Annotated in this window: 15 protein-coding genes and 1 riboswitch; of the genes, 6 read left to right on the forward strand and 9 right to left on the reverse strand. The window is 70.1% G+C overall.

Features of this window, described 5'->3' with window-relative positions:
- The first annotated feature begins 323 nt into the window (after window positions 1–323).
- From H0B56_RS13955 to metE, 4 genes are all read left to right on the forward strand, one after another.
- Entirely contained in the window at window positions 324–1,577 is a 1,254-nt protein-coding gene (locus tag H0B56_RS13955; RefSeq protein WP_180893454.1) for a betaine/proline/choline family ABC transporter ATP-binding protein, read from the forward strand.
- Window positions 1,570–2,424, forward strand: coding sequence for an ABC transporter permease (locus H0B56_RS13960; protein ID WP_180893455.1), 855 nt, complete (start codon window positions 1,570–1,572; stop codon window positions 2,422–2,424). The genes H0B56_RS13955 and H0B56_RS13960 overlap by 8 nt, the downstream gene beginning before the upstream one ends.
- Window positions 2,425–2,509: 85 nt before the next feature.
- Window positions 2,510–3,448 carry a glycine betaine ABC transporter substrate-binding protein gene (locus tag H0B56_RS13965; RefSeq protein WP_180893456.1) on the forward strand — a complete coding sequence of 313 codons (939 nt, stop codon included), beginning with the start codon at window positions 2,510–2,512 and terminating at the stop codon, window positions 3,446–3,448.
- Between the two features lie 112 nt (window positions 3,449–3,560).
- A riboswitch (cobalamin riboswitch) is annotated at window positions 3,561–3,804 on the forward strand.
- A 133-nt stretch (window positions 3,805–3,937) separates the two neighbouring features.
- Window positions 3,938–6,244 carry a 5-methyltetrahydropteroyltriglutamate--homocysteine S-methyltransferase gene (gene metE, locus H0B56_RS13970; RefSeq protein WP_180893457.1) on the forward strand — a complete coding sequence of 769 codons (2,307 nt, stop codon included), beginning with the start codon at window positions 3,938–3,940 and terminating at the stop codon, window positions 6,242–6,244.
- A gap of 124 nt (window positions 6,245–6,368) precedes the next feature.
- Here metE and H0B56_RS13975 read toward each other — a convergent pair whose 3' ends face one another.
- Window positions 6,369–7,010, reverse strand: coding sequence for a bifunctional 4-hydroxy-2-oxoglutarate aldolase/2-dehydro-3-deoxy-phosphogluconate aldolase (locus H0B56_RS13975; RefSeq protein ID WP_180893458.1), 642 nt, complete (start codon window positions 7,008–7,010; stop codon window positions 6,369–6,371).
- Between the two features lie 160 nt (window positions 7,011–7,170).
- Here H0B56_RS13975 and H0B56_RS13980 point away from each other — a divergent pair, with 160 nt between their 5' ends.
- Window positions 7,171–8,469 (forward strand): alanine racemase, encoded by a 1,299-nt coding sequence (locus H0B56_RS13980; protein WP_180893459.1) that lies wholly within the window; start codon window positions 7,171–7,173, stop codon window positions 8,467–8,469.
- 173 nt (window positions 8,470–8,642) lie between these two features.
- On the opposite strand, the gene paaE is transcribed toward H0B56_RS13980, so the two are convergent.
- The 6 genes from paaE to paaZ are packed head-to-tail and all read right to left on the reverse strand — an operon-like array spanning window position 8,643 to window position 14,465.
- Window positions 8,643–9,725: a 1,2-phenylacetyl-CoA epoxidase subunit PaaE gene (gene paaE / locus H0B56_RS13985; protein WP_180893460.1), complete on the reverse strand. Its 1,083-nt coding sequence runs from the start codon at window positions 9,723–9,725 to the stop codon at window positions 8,643–8,645.
- A gap of 1 nt (window position 9,726) precedes the next feature.
- Entirely contained in the window at window positions 9,727–10,242 is a 516-nt protein-coding gene (paaD, locus tag H0B56_RS13990) for a 1,2-phenylacetyl-CoA epoxidase subunit PaaD (RefSeq protein WP_180893461.1), read from the reverse strand.
- Window positions 10,236–11,117 (reverse strand): 1,2-phenylacetyl-CoA epoxidase subunit PaaC, encoded by an 882-nt coding sequence (gene paaC, locus H0B56_RS13995; protein ID WP_180893462.1) that lies wholly within the window; start codon window positions 11,115–11,117, stop codon window positions 10,236–10,238. The genes paaD and paaC overlap by 7 nt, the downstream gene beginning before the upstream one ends.
- Before the next feature lie 14 nt (window positions 11,118–11,131).
- Window positions 11,132–11,449, reverse strand: coding sequence for a 1,2-phenylacetyl-CoA epoxidase subunit PaaB (paaB, locus tag H0B56_RS14000; RefSeq protein WP_180893463.1), 318 nt, complete (start codon window positions 11,447–11,449; stop codon window positions 11,132–11,134).
- The gene (gene paaA, locus H0B56_RS14005) at window positions 11,446–12,420 is read right to left on the reverse strand and encodes a 1,2-phenylacetyl-CoA epoxidase subunit PaaA (protein WP_180893464.1); all 975 of its coding nucleotides are present in this window, start codon (window positions 12,418–12,420) and stop codon (window positions 11,446–11,448) included. Before paaA ends, paaB begins: the two co-directional genes overlap by 4 nt.
- Complete coding sequence (paaZ, locus tag H0B56_RS14010) at window positions 12,417–14,465, reverse strand: phenylacetic acid degradation bifunctional protein PaaZ (RefSeq protein ID WP_343063889.1); 2,049 nt, start codon at window positions 14,463–14,465, stop codon at window positions 12,417–12,419. The genes paaA and paaZ overlap by 4 nt, the downstream gene beginning before the upstream one ends.
- 234 nt (window positions 14,466–14,699) lie before the next feature.
- On the opposite strand from paaZ, the gene paaK reads away from it, so the two are divergent.
- On the forward strand, window positions 14,700–15,959 hold the full coding sequence (paaK, locus tag H0B56_RS14015) for a phenylacetate--CoA ligase PaaK (protein WP_180893565.1): 1,260 nt from the start codon (window positions 14,700–14,702) through the stop codon (window positions 15,957–15,959).
- Between the two features lie 25 nt (window positions 15,960–15,984).
- On the opposite strand, the gene H0B56_RS14020 is transcribed toward paaK, so the two are convergent.
- Window positions 15,985–17,265, reverse strand: a complete 1,281-nt coding sequence (locus H0B56_RS14020; protein ID WP_180893465.1) for a cytochrome P450 — start codon at window positions 17,263–17,265, stop codon at window positions 15,985–15,987.
- Window positions 17,265–18,026 carry an alpha/beta fold hydrolase gene (locus H0B56_RS14025; protein WP_343063890.1) on the reverse strand — a complete coding sequence of 254 codons (762 nt, stop codon included), beginning with the start codon at window positions 18,024–18,026 and terminating at the stop codon, window positions 17,265–17,267. Before H0B56_RS14025 ends, H0B56_RS14020 begins: the two co-directional genes overlap by 1 nt.
- Between the last annotated feature and the right edge of the window lie 32 nt (window positions 18,027–18,058).

The raw sequence follows: 18,058 nt of genomic DNA on the forward strand, positions 1-18,058 counted from the left end.
GCGGGCAGTCCGACAGATGGAGTGAAAACGTCATACCGCGCACACCGGGCGAGCTGATCGCGGGTGTTACAGGATGTCCGATTGCGATTGGATTGCGATCTACCTTCAGTCTGAACATCAATAACACTGGTGCCGGACGCCGGGCTGCAGAGCGATCGCGAGGTGACTAACCTCGGCCTTGAGAGTGAATAGCCTGTTAGGGAACGCATGCCGACGGCGCGTCGCGACCGTCGGGTGGTTCCCGTACTTCCGGGCGCCCGGCCGGCGAACAGCCTCCGGTCAGCGACCCGTGCCGCGCGTGACCGTCCGACGAGAGGTGCCAGGTGAGCGCGATACGCGCGAAGGAGCTGTACAAGGTATTCGGCCGCCGGCCCGAGGACGCGGTACGGCGACTCAGGGAAGGAGAATCTCGCGAAGACGTCGCGTCCAGCGGTGTCACCCCCGCGGTGATCGACGCGAACTTCGAGGTCCCCCCTGGTGAGACCTTCGTCGTGATGGGCCTGTCCGGCTCGGGCAAGAGCACCCTGATCCGGATGCTCAACGGGCTTCTCGAACCGACCGCCGGAGAGGTCCACTGCGGTGACGAGAACGTGACCACGCTGGACGCAGCCGGCCTGCGGCGGATACGCAGCCAGCACATGAGCATGGTGTTCCAGCACTTCGCGCTCTTCCCGCACCGGACCGTGCGGGAGAACGCCGCCTATGCCCTCCAAGTGCGTGGCGTGGACAGGCGGACCCGCCTGGCCAAGGCCGATGAGGCTCTCGAGATGGTCGGCCTGGCGGGATGGGGAAGCAGGCTACCCGCGCAGCTGTCCGGCGGTATGAAGCAGCGGGTCGGCCTCGCTCGCGCGCTCGCCTCGGAGACCGAGGTCCTGCTCATGGACGAGGCGTTCTCCGCGCTCGACCCCCTCATCCGGCGCGAGATGCAGGACCAGCTCGTCGAGCTGCAGCACCGGCTCGGCAAGACGATCGTGTTCATCACCCACGACCTGAACGAGGCGATGCGGCTCGGCGACCGGATCGCGATGATGCGGGCGGGCCGCATCGAGCAGATCGGCACCGCCGAGGAGATCCTCAACCAGCCGGCCAACGAGTACGTCGCGCAGTTCGTACAGGATGTGGACCGCACCCGGGTGTTGACGGCATCGGCGGTGATGGATACACCACGTGCGGTCGTCTCGGACACGTCCGGCCCGCAGGCTGCCCTGGACGCGATGCGCGAAGGGCAGGTGAACGCGGCGTTCGTCGTCGGCAGCGACCAGCAACTGCTCGGGGTGGTCGGCGCTGAGGCGGCCGCCTCAGCCCTGCAGCGTAGCGGTGACTCGCTGCGCGAGGTGCTGGATTCCAAGGCCACCACCGTCAAGTCCGACACGGTGCTCGTCGACGTGTTCGACGCCAGCGCCCGGTCCGCGATGCCCGTTGCCGTCGTCGACTCCCGCGATCGCCTGGTGGGGGCCATCGTGCGGGAAACGTTGCTCACGGCGATGGCCAAGTTGCGGGCGGGCGAGGAAGCGGCAGGCACCACCGAATCCGGCACGCAGCCGGATGGCGATGTGAGCGAGGTGGACCATGGATGAGTGGCGGATCCCGCTCGGCGACTGGGTCGAGAGCTTCATCGACTGGCTGATCACGGTACTCGGCCCCCTGTTCGACCTCGTCGGCACCGTCCTGAAAGAGACCTTCGAGGGGCTGCAGTCCACGTTGAACTTCGCGCCTGCCTGGCTGATGATCATCATCCTCGCCGTACTCGGCGGGCTGGCCCGTAACGGGACCTTCGCGATCATCGCCGCGCTCGGGCTGTTCCTCATCGCGCTGATGGATCAGTGGGAACAGGCCATGCTGACGCTGGCCCTGGTACTGGTCGCGGGCGCCGTCGCGACGATCATCGCGATCCCGTTGGGCATTCTGGCCTCCCGCTCACGGGCGTTCAGTAACGCGATCCGCCCCGTGCTGGATTTCATGCAGACGATGCCACCACTGGTGTACCTCATCCCGGCCGTCGTGATCTTCACGGTCGGTGTGGTGCCCGGCATCGTCGCGACGATCATCTTCGCGATGCCCCCCGGCGTGCGGTTGACCGAACTGGGGATCCGGCAGGTGGACGCCGAGGTCGTCGAAGCCGGTCACGCGTTCGGAAGCCCGCCGAACGCGATCCTGCGGCAGATCCAGCTACCCCTCGCGCTTCCCACGATCATGGCGGGCATCAACCAGGTGATCATGCTCGGCCTGTCCATGGTCGTGCTGGCGGGATTCGTCGGTGGTCCCGGCCTCGGGCAGCAAGTACTGTCGGCGATCTCTCGCATAGACGTCGCTCTCGGTGTCGAGGCCGGCCTGTCCGTGGTCATCCTGGCGATCTTCCTGGACCGGGTGACAGCGGGCCTCGGGACCCGATCGACGGTCGCCCGCCAGAAGGAGGCGGCATGACAACCCCGATCCGGGATGTCACCGTGACACCCCACCGCGAAACGTCTCGACGTCAGCGTCCCAGCGGCGCTCGAAGGAGGTCATCATGAGAACGGGATTCCGCAAGAGGTCTATGGGCCTGATCGCGGGCTTCGCCGCGAGTGCCCTCGTCCTCGCCGCCTGTGGCGAGAACGGTGACACCGGGGCCGAGGAAGGCAACGGTGACGGCAACGGCGTCGGCGAAGGACAGGACATCACCATCGGCGTGTTCAGCGGCTGGGAGGAAGGCATCGCCTCCTCCTACCTGTGGGGACACATCCTCGAGGAAGAGGGCTTCAACGTCACCTACGAGACCGCCGACCCGGGCCCCATCTACCAGGCCGTCTCCCAGGGCCAGTACGACTTCTCGACGGACGCCTGGCTGCCGTCCACGCACGAGGACTACTGGGCCGACCTGGGTGAGGACATGGAAGACCTCGGTACCTGGTACGACGATGCCCCGCTGACGATCGCGGTGAACGAGGACGCGCCGATCGACTCGCTGACGGAGCTCGCCGACAACGCCGACGAGTTCAACAACAAGATCGTGGGCATCGAGCCGGGCGCGGGTCTCACCCGGATCACCAAGGAAGAGGTGATCCCGACCTACGGTCTGGAGGACATGGAGTTCGCCGAGTCCTCCACCCCGGCCATGCTCGCCGAGCTCGAGGGTGCCATCGACTCTGGTGAGAACGTCGTGGTCACGCTGTGGCGGCCGCACTGGGCCTACGAGGCATTCCCGATCAAGGACCTCGAGGACCCCGAGAACGCGCTCGGCGACCCCGAGGAGATTCACCTGTTCGGGCGCGACGGCTTCTCCGAGGACTACCCCGAGGTCGCGGAGTGGGCCGGCAACTTCACGATGACGCTCGAGCAGCTCAGCTCGCTCGAGGAGATCATGTTCAACCAGAACGACGGCGAGAAGAACGAGGAGTCGGTCGAGCAGTGGCTCGAGGACAACCCGGACTTCGTCGAGGACCTCAAGGCAGGTGAGCTCAGCGGGTAGCCGCCCGCTCCGGGCATACGTAGAAACGGGGTGCATCCACGACGGGATGCACCCCGTTTCTACGTGGTCCAGCTCACGCGACACTCGACTCGCGCCGACCGATCGTGCTGTTAGGCTCGGGCGTGCCACTGGTTCCCCACCGGCGCGCATCGGCGTCGACCGGTGGGGAGGCAACAGGGAACCCGGTGCGAATCCGGGACTGCCCCGCAGCGGTGAGTGGGAACGAACGCCGTCACCACGGTGCGCGACGCCGTGGTAAAGCACTGGATGGACATCCGGGAAGCGACGGCCACTAGGTCGGGCCGGACAGGTCAGTGCCCACGAGTCCGAATACCTGCCCGTGGTGCGCTCACCGGCCGGTGAGCGGGAGTCCGAGCCTCGAGGGTGGGCGCGACGACACGCAACGCGGCTGGCTTGTCCACCATCCGCGCCGTCTCGCTTTCCCCGTACGGCTGGGCCTCATCCGATGAGCTCGCGAGGGAGAGAGCGATGAGTGAGAGAACTCGAATCGGCACGACCGTACTCGGCTACCCCCGGATCGGCCCCGACCGCGAACTGAAGCGTGCGCTGGAAGGCTACTGGTCCGGGCGCATCGACGAAGCCGAGCTGCACCGCACGGCACGAGGCCTGCGGCAGGACACCTGGCGGGAGCTCGCCGAAGCAGGGCTGAACAGTATCCCGTCGAACACCTTCTCCTACTACGACCACGTGCTCGACACCGCCGCGCTGTTCGGTGCGTTGCCACGGCGCGTCACCGAACTCGGCCTGTCCACAACCGACACCTACTTCGCGGCAGCACGCGGTGCGCGCGGCGCGCAGCCACTCGAAATGACCAAGTGGTTCGACACCAACTACCACTACCTTGTGCCCGAGCTCGGGCCGGACACCACATTCACCGTCGCCGGGTCCAAGCCGCTCGACGAGTACCGGGAAGCCCGCGCGCTCGGCTACGAGACACGACCGGTGCTCGTCGGCCCGCTGACGTTCCTGTTGCTGTCCAAGGCCGCGGAAGGCGTGCCGCAGGACTTCGACCCCCTGCGGCTGCTCGAGCCGTTGCTGCGGGCCTACGCGGACCTGCTCCGCACGCTGCACGACGAGGGTGTGCAGTGGGTACAGCTCGACGAGCCCGCGTTCGCGGCCGATCGCACGCAGGACGAGCTCGACGCGCTGGCACGGTCCTACGAGGCACTCGGGGAGCTGACCGAGCGCCCGGGTCTGCTTGTCGCGGGCTACTTCGGCAACCTCGGCCCCGCGCTGGGGACACTGGCACGCTCGCCGGTCGACGCGCTCGCCGTCGACCTGGTCTCCGACCCCTCCGCGGTGGACTACCTCGCCGCCGAGAAGGGAGTCCAGGACAAGGAAGTTCTCGCCGGTGTGGTCGACGGGCGGAACATCTGGCGCACCGACGTCGACACCGCACTGTCCAAAGCGGCCACGCTGCTCGGCACGGCCAGGCACGTCGGCGTATCCACATCCTGCTCGCTGCTGCACGTGCCGTACGACGTCGAGTTCGAGACCGGGCTCGACGATCGGCTGCGCGGGTGGCTGGCCTTCGCCAGGCAGAAGCTGGGCGAGGTGGTCCTGCTCGGCAGGGCACTGCACGAGGGCACGGGCGCGGTCGGCGAGCAGCTCGGCACCGCCCGCGCCGCAGTGCGTGCACGGGCAGCCGCCACGGACCTGCGCGAGCCCGGCGTGCGCGCCAGGCTCGACGCCCTGCGCCCGGAGCACACCCGCAGGGGCGGCTACGCCGATCGCGCGACGGCCCAGCACGCGTCGCTGCGGCTGCCCGAGCTTCCGAGCACCACGATCGGCTCGTTCCCGCAGACCGGCGACATCCGCAGGACGCGTGCGGCCTACCGTGCCGGCCGGATCGGCTCCGAGGAGTACCGGCAGGCCATGCGTGCCGAGATCGAGCGGGTGATCCGGCTCCAGGAGGACATCGGGCTCGACGTCCTGGTACACGGCGAGCCCGAACGCAACGACATGGTGCAGTACTTCGCCGAGCAGCTCGACGGGTTCGCCGCGACCGAGCACGGCTGGGTGCAGTCCTACGGATCGCGCTGCGTGCGGCCCCCCGTGCTGTACGGCGACGTGTCCCGGCCCCGCCCGATGACCGTCGAGTGGGCCGGATTCGCGCAGTCACTGACGGACAAGCCCGTCAAGGGGATGCTCACCGCACCCGTCACCATTCTGGCCTGGTCGTTCGTGCGGGACGACCAGCCGCTGGCGGACACCGCGCGGCAGGTCGCCCTGGCGATCCGGGACGAGGTACGCGACCTGGAGTCGGCCGGTATCCGGGTGATCCAGGTGGACGAGCCCGCGTTGCGCGAGTTGCTGCCGTTGCGCTCGTCCGAGCACAAGGCCTACTTCGACTGGGCCGTGGAGTCGTTCCGGCTGGCCACGTCGGGGATCTCGGATGCGACCCAGATACACACGCACATGTGCTACTCGGAGTTCGGCGACATCCTGCCCGCGATCGAGGCCATCGATGCGGACGTCACCAGCATCGAGGCCGCGCGCTCGCGCATGGAGGTACTCGACGACCTGGGCGCGGCGGGATTCACCCGCGGCGTGGGGCCCGGCGTGTACGACATCCACTCCCCGCAGGTGCCCGATGTCGACGAGGTCGCCGAGCAGCTCCGCAGGGCGCTGCGTGCGGTGCCGGCCGACCGGATGTGGGTCAACCCCGACTGCGGTCTCAAGACACGGGGGTACGCGGAGGTCGAACCCGCGCTGCGCAATCTCGTCGCCGCGGCGCGGCGGGTACGTGCCGAACGCGGTGCGGCTGCCGAGTAAGCGGCCGCGCTCGTGGAAGCTCGTGGGAGGCCGGTCCCCGCCGAGCCGGCCGGCCTCCCACGGCCCGCTCCGGCGGGCTCACGGCACCTGCCGTGCGCGCGTGGCGGCCGCGGCGTGCACGTACTCACCCCGGCGTCCGCACCGTCCTCACCAGGCCGGCGAGCCCGCCGCCGGTGACGGCGCCGCCGACCCCGATACCGGCGGCCCCCGCCCGCAGGTACGCCCGTGCGGTATCGGTGGTGACGCCGCCGGTGACGATCACGCTTAGCTCGGGAAACGGCCCGGCCAGCGCCCGTACCCAGTCGGGCCCGAGGGTCGATGCGGGGAACGCCTTCACGGTGGCGACGCCGAGTCGCAGCGCCTGCCCGGCCTCGGTCGGCGTGGCGATCCCCGGAAGGAACGGTATGCCGCGGTGGCCCGCGGCCGCCACGGTGTCCGTGTCGAGGCCGGGCGCGACGGCGAACCGGGCGCCCGCCGCTGCCGCCGCGTCGAGGCGCTCGGGGGTGGTGACGGTGCCGGCACCCACGGGCAGTCCGCCGGGGGCAGCACGCACGACCGCGTCGAGCACCGCCGGTCCCGCCTCGCTCTCGAGGGTGACCTCGACCAGCCGGACCCCCGCATCCCACGCCTCGCGGGCAGCGGCTACCGCGTCCCGCTCGGACAGGCCACGAAGGATCACGATGAGCGGCACGGGGTCGAGATGGGTGGCGAAGAACCCCGTCCAGTCGGCAGCGGGTTCCGTGGCAGGTGTCGTGGTCGGGTCCATGCCAGCTCCTCACGGCCGGTGCGGGCGTTCGGGGCGCACTGCGGGATCGCGGGGCACCGAGCGACCGGCCCCGTTCGGCGCGAATGTCGCACACTGTACTGGCGACCACGCAACAGGGTCGCTTCCGACGTGACGAGCCCCTTCCGCGAGGAGCACGCGCATGACCGACCCCGCACGATCCCCGCGGCGCCACCCCGGCGGTGCCCTGCCCGCGGACCGGTTGGCCGAGCTCGACGCGGAACCGGTACCCGCGCGCAGCCTGCCCGCCAGCCCCGCGACGGCCGCGGGCGCACGCTCCGCGGGCTGGCGGCTGGACGACCTGTGGTTGCCCGCCGTCGTGCTGCGAGACAGCGCGCTGACGCACAACCTCGACCGGTTCGCGAGCTGGTGCACCGAGCACGGCGTCGAGCTCGCTCCGCACGGCAAGACCACGATGGCCCCGCGACTGTGGTCGGCCCAGCTGGCCCGCGGCGCGTGGGGGCTGACCGCGGCCACCGTGGCACAGGCACGAGTGATGCACGCCTGCGGCGTACCACGCGTGCTCATCGCCAACGAGGTCGTCGAGCCCGCCCAGCTCGGCTGGCTGGCCGGCGCGCTGGCCGAGCCGGCCTTCGAGCCGCTCTGCCTCGTCGACTCCGCCGAGGGGCTCGCGGTGCTGGAGCGGCACATGGAGCGTGCCGAACGCCCGTTGCCCGTGCTGCTCGAGCTCGGCGTCGCGGGGCGCCGCACCGGGGTACGCGGCACCGGCGACGCGCTCGAGCTGGCCGAGCGCGTCGCAGCCAGTCCCCGGGTGGATCTGGCCGGGATCGAAGGGTACGAGGGTGCGCTGCCCCAGGCGCGGGACGGGCAGGCGCCCGAGGTGGCGCGTGACTGGCTCGCGCGGCTCACCGACCTCGTCGTGCGGGCGGACGCCCGCGGCGTGTTCGCGGCGAACGGCGAGGTGCTCGTGACGGCGGGCGGCAGCGCCTACCCGGACCTGGTCGCCGAGGCGTTCGCCGCGATACCGCCGCTGTCTCGCCCGGTTCGGTTCGTCATCCGGTCCGGCTGCTACCTCGCGCACGACGACCTGTTGTACGAGCGCAGCTCGCCGCTGCGCGCGGCGGCCGACCGGGACCCCTTGCGTCCCGCGCTGTCCTGCTTCGCCCGCGTGCTGTCCTGCCCCGAACCGGGCCGGTCATTGCTGGGTGCCGGCAAGCGCGACGTCTCGTTCGACATCGACCTGCCCGTGCCGCGCGCGGTGTATCGCGAGGGGGCTCGCGAGCCGCTTGACGGTCGGGCGCGGATCATCGAGCTCAACGACCACCACGGGTTCTGCGACACCGAGCCCGGCCTGCTCGGTGTCGGCGATGTCGTCGAGCTGGGACTGTCCCACCCCTGCACCGTGTTCGACAAGTGGCCGCTGATCCCGGTGCTCGACGACTCCGACCGCGTCATCGACGCCGTCCGCACGATCTTCTAGCCAGGGCGTGTCTCTTGATCCCCTCCGTCGCGAGCGGGGATCAGCGGAGTGCCTCGCAAGACCGAGGAGTCGCCGGTAGTGGTCTTCACCCGGTAGGGACGAGCACGGACGAGAACGCCGCGAGGCGCTTCGCCGGCCCCGCGCAGCAGGTACGCGGGATTGAGAGACACGCCCTACGTGTCGTAGTCGACGGTGACGCGCTCGGAGGTGGGCAGCGTCTGGCATGTGAGCACGAAACCGTCGTCCACCTCGGACTGTTCGAGCGCGAAGTTCCGTCGCATGTATCCGGCGCCGTCGACGAGCTTGGCCCGGCACGTGCCGCACACCCCGCCCTTGCAGGCGAACGGCAGGTCGGGGCGGCTTCGCTGGGCACCGTCCAGGATCGGGGTCTCCCGTGAGATCGCCGTCGTGGTCGACCGGCCGTCCAGGATCACGGTGACCTCGGTGCTCGCGCCGGACACCGCGGGCTCCACGTGCCGTTCCGGTTCGGGGGGTTCCTCCCCGACGTAGAACAGCTCGTGATGCACCCGCTCGCCGGGCACACCCCACTCGTCGAGCACGCTTTCGGCCTCGGTCACCATCCCGAACGGGCCGCACAGCCACCAGTGGTCGACCTCTGGCACGTGCATCAGCTCCGGGACCAGCTCCCGCAGCTTGGCCCCGTCCAGCCTGCCGGTCAGCAGCTCGGACTCGCGCGGCTCCCTGGACAGCACGTGGACCAGCTCGAAACGCTCCGGGTAGCGGTCCTTGAGATCGGCCAGCTCGTCGGCGAACATCACGGTGTCACTCCGCCGGTTGCCGTAGAGCAGGGTGACCGTGCTGTGCCCGTCCGCGAGAACCGAGGCGGCGATGGACAGTGCGGGCGTGATGCCCGCCCCCGCCACCACAAGCGCGTGGTGTGCGGCGGTCGCGGCGTCCGGGGTGAACGATCCCGTCGGGGTGGAGACCTCGAGCCGGTCCCCCGGCCGCAACCGGTGCACCAGCCACGGGGAGAACTCCCCGCCGGGGATCTCCCGCACCCCGATCCTGGGCCTGGCCCCGGCGGGGGCGCAGATCGAGTAGTTGCGGCGCTGCTCGCGGCCGTCGATGTTGCGGCGCAGCACGAGTGACTGGCCTGGCCGGAAGTCGTAACGGTCGGCCAGTTCGGCGGGCACGTCGAAGCTGACCGCGACCGCGTCCGCGCAGAGGCGCTCCACCTCGGCGACGGTGAGCGTGTGGAACCGCACGCGCGTCCGGGTGCTGGTACTGGCGGTCACCTCAGATCTCCTTGACGTGTTCGAAGGGTTCGGCGCAGGTCGAGCATGTGCGCAGTGCCCTGCACGCCGTGGCGCCGAACCTGGACAGCTCCGCGGTCTCCGCGCTGCCGCACCACGGGCAGCACACGTCGCTCGGCACCTGGCTGCGGGGTGTGTGCAGGGTCAGCGGGATCGGGCCTTGGCCGTGCGCGGGCGCGGGGCCCGGTGGTGCGATGCCGGCCTCGGCGAGCTTGCGCCTGCCGTCCTCGGAGATCCAGTCGCTGCTCCACGGGGGATGTAACGCGGTGCGTACCGTCACGTCCCGGTACCCGGCTGCCCGCAGCTCGCTGACCAGGTCGTCGCGCATGGTCTCCAGCGCAGGGCAGCCCGAGTAGGTCGGGGTGATCGTCACGACCACCCCGTCCGCCGTGACCGTGACGTCGCGCAGCACACCCAGGTCGGCCAGGGTGAGCATGGGCAGCTCGGGGTCGGTCACGCGCGCGGCCACGGCGCGGGCGTGCTCCCTGGTGGTCACCATGTCGCCTCCGGATGCGCCCGGGCAACCGCCTGCAGCTCGGCGATCAGGTAGCCCATCGACTCGGTGTGCACGCCGTGCCTGCCCGCGCGGCCTGCGACCCCTGCTCGTGGCGACACCTGCGGCACCTCGAGCGTCGCGCTCTCCAGCACCGTGCCGAACACCGCGGCGCACTCGTCGCGCAGCGACGCCGGGTCGGCGCCGACCCCGGCCTCGGCCATCCGCCGCTCGACAGGATGCGTGGCGAAGAGCTCGTCCACGTACGGCCACACGGCCTCGAGCGCGTCGCGCATCCGCTGCCGCGAGTAGTCGGTGCCGTCCCCGAGCCGGACCACCCACTGGGCCGCGTAGTCACGGTGGTAGGTGACCTCCTTGATGCCCTTGGCCGCGATCGCGGCGAGCACCGGGTCGCGCGAGCCCGTCATCCGCTGCAGCAGCGCCAGCCGCCATGTCGTGAACACCAGCAGGGTCGCGACAAGGACGGCGAAGTCCGGCTGGTCGAGCTCGGCCAGCCGCACGTTGCCGAACTCGGACTCGGTGCGGAAGTACGCGTAGTCGTCCTCGGCACGGTCGCCGCCCTCGGCCTGGCCCGCGCGGGTGTACAGCATCCGGGCCTGGCCGAGCAGGTCCAGCGCGATGTTGGCCAGCGCGACCTCCTCCTCGAGCTCCGGTGCGTGCGTGCACCACTGCTGCAGGCGGTGCGAGACGACAAGGGCGTCGTCGGCGAGCATCAGGCTGTAGGTGGCGAGGTCCGCGCGATCCACCCCTTCGGGCAGCTCGGAGTCCACACCGGACAGCGGGCTGTCGAAGCCGGTCCCGAACGCCCAGCGCGCGTCGTTCTGCTCGGTGATCGCCTCGTAGGCGTTGTCGAAGGACACAGCGGGCCACCCCCTCACATGTGCGGCACGTCGTCGGGAATGTCGTAGAAGGTGGGATGCCGGTACACCTTGTCGCCGCTCGGCGCGAAGAACGGGTCCTTCTCGTCCGGGCTGGACGCGGTGATATCGGCCGCGGCGACCACCCAGATGCTCACGCCCTCGTTACGGCGGGTGTAGACGTCGCGCGCGTGGTGCAGCGCCATCCGCTCGTCGGCGGCGCGCAGCGAGCCCACGTGCACGTGGTTCAACCCCCGCTTGCTGCGTACGAACACCTCGTACAGCGGCCACTGCGCGCCGCTCGCATCGCCGCGATCGCCTGCCTGCCCGCTCATGCCGCTCCCTCCCCCGGCCGGACCTGCCGCAGGGCCCGCTGTTTCTCCGCGTGCGCGGCAGCGGCCTCACGCACCCAGGAGCCCTCCTCGTGCGCGCGCCTGCGCTGCGCCACCCGCTGCGCGTTGCAGGGGCCGTTGCCCTTGATCACGGCGGTGAACTCGGTCCAGTCGATCTCACCGAAATCGTAGCGCCCGCGCTCGGCGTTCCACCGAAGGTGCGGGTCCGGCAGGGTCACGCCGAGCGCCTCCGCCTGCGGCACGGTCATATCGACGAAACGCTGGCGAAGCTCGTCATTGGTATGCCGCTTGATCTTCCAGGCCATCGACTGGGCCGTGTTCGGCGAGTCCGCGTCGGGCGGTCCGAACATCATCAACGACGGCCACCACCAGCGGTCGGTGGCCTCCTGCACCATCCGCCGCTGCCCCTGCGTGCCGTGCATCATCGTCATCAGCAGCTCGTAACCCTGCCGCTGGTGGAACGACTCCTCCTTGCAGATGCGGATCATCGCCCGCGCGTACGGCCCGTACGAGCAACGGCACAGCGGCACCTGGTTGCAGATCGCCGCGCCGTCGACCAGCCAGCCGATCACCCCGACATCGGCGAACGTCAACGTCGGGTAGTTGAAGATCGAGGAGTACTTCTGCTTGCCACTGATCAGCTTGCCGGTCAGCTCCGACCGGTCCGCACCGAGGCTCTCGGTCGCCGAGTACAGGTACAGCCCGTGCCCTGCCTCGTCCTGCACCTTGGCCAGCAGGATCGCCTTCCGCCGCAGCGAGGGTGCCCTCGTGATCCAGTTCGCCTCGGGCTGCATCCCGATGATCTCCGAGTGGGCGTGCTGGGCGATCTGGCGCACCAGCGTCGAGCGGTACCCGTCCGGCATCCAGTCCCGCGGCTCGATCCGCTGGTCCCTGCCGATCGTGTCCTCGAACTGCCGTTCCAGCTCGCTCCGGTCCGGTTCCGTCGTGGTCATGCCGGGTTCTCCTTGGCGACCATGGTCAGCACGTCGTACTTGGCTACCGAGTCACCGTCCTGGTTGGTGACATCGGTGTCCCACCGCACCTCGCCGTAATCGGCGTCGGTCCGTGGGGTGATCTGCTTGCACGTCAGCGAGACGGTCAGCTCGTCACCGGGTTTGACCGGGGTCAGAAACCGCAGGTTCTCCAGCCCGTAGTTGGCGAGCACGGGCCCCGGCTCAGGGGCGACGAACAACCCGGCCGCGAACGACACCACGAGGTAGCCGTGCGCCACGATCCCGCCGAACAGCGGGTTGGCCGCAGCGGCCTCCTCGTCGGTGTGGGCGTAGAACGTGTCGCCCGTGAACTCCGCGAAGTGCGCCACGTCCTCGGCCGTGACCGAGCGCGGTCCCGCGACCACCGCGTCGCCGACCCGCAGCTGCGCGAGGGACTTGCGGAAGGGATGGGTCCGCGAGACCGCCCTGCTCGCCCCCGGCATCCAGCGTCCCGTCACAGCGGTCAGCACGTCGGGACCGGCCTGCACCGCGGTGCGCTGCATGTAGTGCAGGACGCCCCGCACCCCGCCGAGCTCCTCGCCGCCGCCGGCGCGGCCGGGACCACCGTGCACGAGCGCAGGCAACGGCGAGCCGTGCCCGGTCGACTCGGCCGCGTTCGCCTCGTCCAGTACAAGCAGGCGACCGTGCCACGGCGCCGCGCCGACGACGACCTCCCGCGCGAAGTCGGTATCGGAGGTGACCACCGAGCCCGCCAGGCTGCCGCCGCCGCGCGCGGCGAGATCGACGGCGTGCGCGGCTGACGAGTACGGGAGCAGCGTGGCCACCGGCCCGAAGGCCTCGACCTCGTGCGGCTCGGCACGCTCGGGGTGGTCCGCGCGGAGCAGCACCGGGGAGACGAACGCCCCCCGCTCGGCGTCGGCGCCGGTGACCTCGACCGACTCGGGATCGCCGTGGACCACCCGACCCGCGTCACGCAACGCCTTCAGCGAGCGGCGCACCTCGGCACGCTGCTCGGTACTCACCAGCGGCCCCATGCCCACCGACGGATCGGCGGGATGCCCGACGGTCACGTCCCGCAGCCGCTCCACAGCGGCTTCGGTCACCGGCTCGATCAGCGCTTCCGGTACGAGGGCCCTGCGGATGGCGGTGCACTTCTGCCCGGCCTTGACCGTCATCTCGGTCACCAGCTGCCGCACGTACAGGTCGAACTCGGCCGTACCGGGCCCGGACTCCGGACCGAGAATCGAGACGTTCAGCGAGTCCGCCTCGGCGTTGAACCGCACGGCGTTGCGTACCAGCGTCGGGTGCGTGCGCACCTTCTGGGCGGTGGCAGCAGAGCCGGTGAACGACACGACATCCTGCGAACCGACCTGCTCCAGCAGCTCGCCCGCGCCGCCACAGATCAGCTGAACGGTACCGTCGGGCAGCAGCCCCGACTCGATGATCAGCTCCACGAGGCGCGCGGTGAGGTACGCGGTGGGGGCAGCGGGTTTGATCACGCTGGGCATCCCGGCGAGGAACGCAGGAGCCAGCTTCTCCAACGGCCCCCACACGGGGAAGTTGAACGCGTTGATCTGCACGGCCACCCCGTGCAACGGCGTGGCGACGTGCTGGCCGAGGAAGCTGCCGCCCTTGCCGAGCGGTTCGACAGCCCCCTCGGTGTAGACGGTGTCGTTCGGCAGTTCCCGCTTGGCCTTGCTCGCGTAGCCGAGCAGCACACCGATGCCCCCGTCGACGTCGAACTTCGCGTCACCGCGCGTCGCGCCGGTCCACGTCGAGCGCTCGTACAGTCCTTCGCGGTGTTCCCGCAGGTAGGATCCGAGCGCCTTGAGCAGCGCGCCGCGCTGGTGGAAGGTCAGCTCCCGCAGGGCCGGCCCGCCGACCCGGCGGCCGTACTCCAACGCGGCGGCCGCCGGGATCCCGGTCGCCGACACGCGTGCGACCTCCGCTCCGGTCGCGGCGTGGTACAGCGGCGCGCCCTCGTCCTCGGGCACCTGCCACCGGCCCTGGACATAGCTGCGCAACAGCCCCACGGAATCGCTCACCTCGAGCCTCCCACACGAATTACCGACCGCCCGTTCAGTAATTCATCTTAGCGCCGCCACCCCACGAACGGAAGACCGTCGGGCAGCGGCAGGCGGTCCCTTGACACCGGCGCCGGTCGGTTCTTTACTGGGCGCGCTCGACAATAACCGTCCGTTCGGTCAGTTTCCGAGGTGGTGGCGCTCGTGACGCAGGCATCGGCGCGGCAGTCGAACGATCCGGATGCGTCCGAACGGATGGGCCGGGAGGAGCTCCGCGAGCTGCAACTCGAACGTCTGCAGTGGACGCTGCGGCACGCCTACGAGAACGTGCCGTTCTACCGGCGCAGGTTCGACGAGGCAGGCGTGCGTCCCTCCGACTGCCGCACCCTCGACGATCTCGCGAAGTTCCCCTGCACGACCAAGCACGACCTGCGGGACAACTACCCCTTCGGCATGTTCGCCGTACCCCGGCAGGACCTGCGCCGCCTGCACGCCTCCAGCGGCACGACCGGTAAGCCGACCGTGGTCGGCTACACCCGGCAGGACCTCGACCTGTGGGCCGCCATGGTGGCCCGGTCCATGCGTGCCGCGGGAGCCCGTCCCGGCCAGCTCGTGCACGTCTCCTACGGCTACGGCCTGTTCACCGGAGGCCTCGGTGCGCATTACGGCGCCGAGCGGCTGGGCTGCACCGTCGTACCGGCCTCGGGCGGTATGACCGCCCGGCAGGTCCAGCTGATCACCGACTTCCGGCCGGAGATCATCATGATCACGCCGTCCTACATGCTGACCCTGCTCGACGAGTTCGACAGGCAGGGCATCGACCCGCGGGCCGGCTCGCTGCGGGTCGGGATCTTCGGGGCGGAGCCCTGGACCGAACGGATGCGCGCCGAGATCGAGGAACGCGCCGGGATCGACGCCGTGGACATCTACGGGCTGTCCGAGGTGATCGGCCCCGGGGTGGCGCAGGAGTGCGTCGAGACCAAGGACGGGCTGCACATCTGGGAGGACCATTTCTACCCCGAGATCGTCGACCCGTTCGACGAGAGCGTGCTCGGCGAGGGCGCGCACGGTGAGCTGCTGTTCACCTCGCTGACCAAGCAGGCCATGCCGATCATCCGCTACCGCACCCGCGACCTCACCCGGCTCCTGCCCGGGACCGCGCGACCGGCCATGCGCCGCATGGAGAAGGTGACAGGACGCTCCGACGACATGATCATTATTCGCGGGGTGAACGTCTTCCCCACCCAGATCGAGGAGATCGTACTGGGGACGCGAGGCCTGGCACCGCACTTCCAGCTCGAGCTGTCCACACGCGACCGCCGCGACGAGATGACCGTACGGGTCGAGGCCCGCCCGGATGCGGACGCCGAACGCAGGGCGGCAGCCGCCACCGAGGTGGCGGCACGGGTCAAGGACAGCGTCGGCATCTCCGTCGGGATCGACGTCGTCGACGAGGACACCCTGGAGCGCTCGGTCGGCAAGATCCGGCGCGTGGTCGACCGGCGCGGCGAGTAACCCGGCACCCGAACCCGGCGCCCCGCTACCCACCGGACGGGGGTGACCAGCGCAGCGGCAGGTGCGTGATGCCGTTGATGAAGTTCGACGTCAGCCGGGTCACGGGGCCGTCCCGTTCGACCTGCGGCAACCTGCGCAGCAGTGCCTCGAAGAACAGGCGCATCTGCAGCCGCCCGAAGTGCGCGCCGAGGCACACGTGCGGCCCCTGCCCGAACGCCAGGTGATCGTTGGGGTCCCTGGTGATATCGAAGCGGAACGGGTCGGTGACGGCTCGCTCGTCGAAGTGCGCCGAGACGTGGTAGACGACCACCTTGTCCCCGGCGGCGATCCGCGTTCCGGCGAGCTCGGTGTCGACGGCCGCTGTCCTGCGGAAGCTGAGCACGGGTGGATGCCAGCGCAGCATCTCCTCGACCGCGGTCGGGAGCAGCTCGGGGCGCTCGCGCAGCAGCCGGTACTGGTCCGGGTGCTCGGTCAGGGCGAGCACCCCTCCGGGAAGCGCGCTGCGTACGGTGTCGTTTCCGGCGATGACCAGCAGGAAGAAGAACATCTCCAGCTCGGCGTCGTCGAGTTGCCTGCCGTTGACGGATGCGTGCACCAGCGCGGTCATCAGATCGTCGCCCGGGTTCCGCCGCTTGTGCGCGGCCAGGTCCTGCGCGTAGTCGAAAATGTCCCGCAGCATCGCCGGCGAGCGAGGGTTGACCGGTGTGCCGGCCTCGTCGCGCACCACCTCCGCGTGCTCGGGGTCCTGGTAACCGATCACCCGGTTGGTCCATTCCAGCAGCAGCCCCCTGTCGGCCTCCGGCATGCCGAGCAGCTCGGCCAGATTGGCCAGCGGGAAGTCGTCGGTGACCTCGCCGGGCAGGTCGCAGTGCCCCCGCGCGGCGACCGCGTCGACGAGCGAGCGTGCGCGAGCGGCGATGCGCTCGGCGATGTGCTCCAGCCTCCGCCTGGTGAACACGCCCGCGACGATGCGTCGCAGCCGGACGTGCTCGGGGGCGTCCATGTTGAGGATCATGCGCCGGATGAACGCCAGGTCCTCGGGGTCGGGGTCGCGTATCTGCGTCGCACCCAGCCAGGACGAGTACACCTCCGGGGTGCGCAGCACGTGCCTGACGTCCGCGTAGCGCGTGACCGCCCAGTACCCGGGGCCCGCGGGCCAGTCGAGCACCTCGTGCTCGGCCTGCCAGCACACCGGCATCGCGTCCCGCAGCACGCGAAACCGTTCGTGTGGCGGACCGTCCGCGAAGATCCGCGGGTCGAACACGTTCGGCGGCGAGGTGAGCTCACCGCTTCCCGGCACGCTCATCACCGCTGCCCGAGGAACCGTTCCATGCACGTCGCCAGCGCGACCGGCGTCTCGTCGATGGCGTAGTGCCCCGCGTTGGCCATCACCTCCACCTCGAGGCGCGGGTACCATTCCGCGAAGGTCGCCCGCATCGTGTCCTCGCCGAGCGCCGGGTCGTGTTCGCCCACGATCACCTGTACGGCGACGTCGCTGCCGTCGATCTCCTCATGGAAGTCCGTGGACGACCATGCTCGCAGGTAGGCGTCGAAGGCGTCCTGGTCGGAGTACTCCAGCGAGTGCGCGACCACCGAGTCGACCCAGACGCCGGTCAACCGGTTACCGGTGGTGAAGTCCACGATCGCGCGCCTGCTGCCCGGATCCGCTGCCGCGCCCGCGAACAGCTGCCAGGTCTGCTCGTCGAACGGGACCCCGCTCGCCGGAACAGGGGAGATACCGACCATGGAACGGACCCGCTCGGGCGCGTCGGCGTAGACACGCTGCATGACGCTGCCGCCCATGGAGTGCCCGACCAGGGAGAACGAGGAGAAGCCCAGCTCGTCGGCCACGGCGAGCACGTCGGATGCCGCCTCGGCGATGGAGTACTCGCCGGTCACGCCGCGCCGCGCCCCGTATCCCCTGTACTCGGGGAAGGCGTAGCTGAAGGTGGCGCCGTCCAGGTGCGGCCGGAGCGGTCGCCACGCCTGTGCCGAGCCGAACCACCCGTGCAACCCGATGACGGGATGCTCTCCCGAGCCGACGCGATGAATCTCCGCACTGACCACAGCGACCTCCGGTGTCGTGACGGGGGCGGTAG

It is taken from the genome of Haloechinothrix aidingensis (assembly GCF_013450155.1).
Classification (GTDB): domain Bacteria; phylum Actinomycetota; class Actinomycetes; order Mycobacteriales; family Pseudonocardiaceae; genus Haloechinothrix; species Haloechinothrix aidingensis.

Coding starts and splice junctions, on each gene's coding strand:
- H0B56_RS13960 (WP_180893455.1), top strand. CDS start 1,570: ATGGATGAGTGGCGGATCCCGCTCGGCGACTGGGTCGAGAGCTTCATC.
- H0B56_RS13965 (WP_180893456.1), top strand. CDS start 2,510: ATGAGAACGGGATTCCGCAAGAGGTCTATGGGCCTGATCGCGGGCTTC.
- metE (WP_180893457.1), top strand. CDS start 3,938: ATGAGTGAGAGAACTCGAATCGGCACGACCGTACTCGGCTACCCCCGG.
- H0B56_RS13975 (WP_180893458.1), bottom strand. CDS start 7,010: ATGGACCCGACCACGACACCTGCCACGGAACCCGCTGCCGACTGGACG.
- H0B56_RS13980 (WP_180893459.1), top strand. CDS start 7,171: ATGACCGACCCCGCACGATCCCCGCGGCGCCACCCCGGCGGTGCCCTG.
- paaD (WP_180893461.1), bottom strand. CDS start 10,242: ATGGTGACCACCAGGGAGCACGCCCGCGCCGTGGCCGCGCGCGTGACC.
- paaB (WP_180893463.1), bottom strand. CDS start 11,449: ATGAGCGGGCAGGCAGGCGATCGCGGCGATGCGAGCGGCGCGCAGTGG.
- paaA (WP_180893464.1), bottom strand. CDS start 12,420: ATGACCACGACGGAACCGGACCGGAGCGAGCTGGAACGGCAGTTCGAG.
- paaK (WP_180893565.1), top strand. CDS start 14,700: ATGGGCCGGGAGGAGCTCCGCGAGCTGCAACTCGAACGTCTGCAGTGG.
- H0B56_RS14020 (WP_180893465.1), bottom strand. CDS start 17,265: ATGAGCGTGCCGGGAAGCGGTGAGCTCACCTCGCCGCCGAACGTGTTC.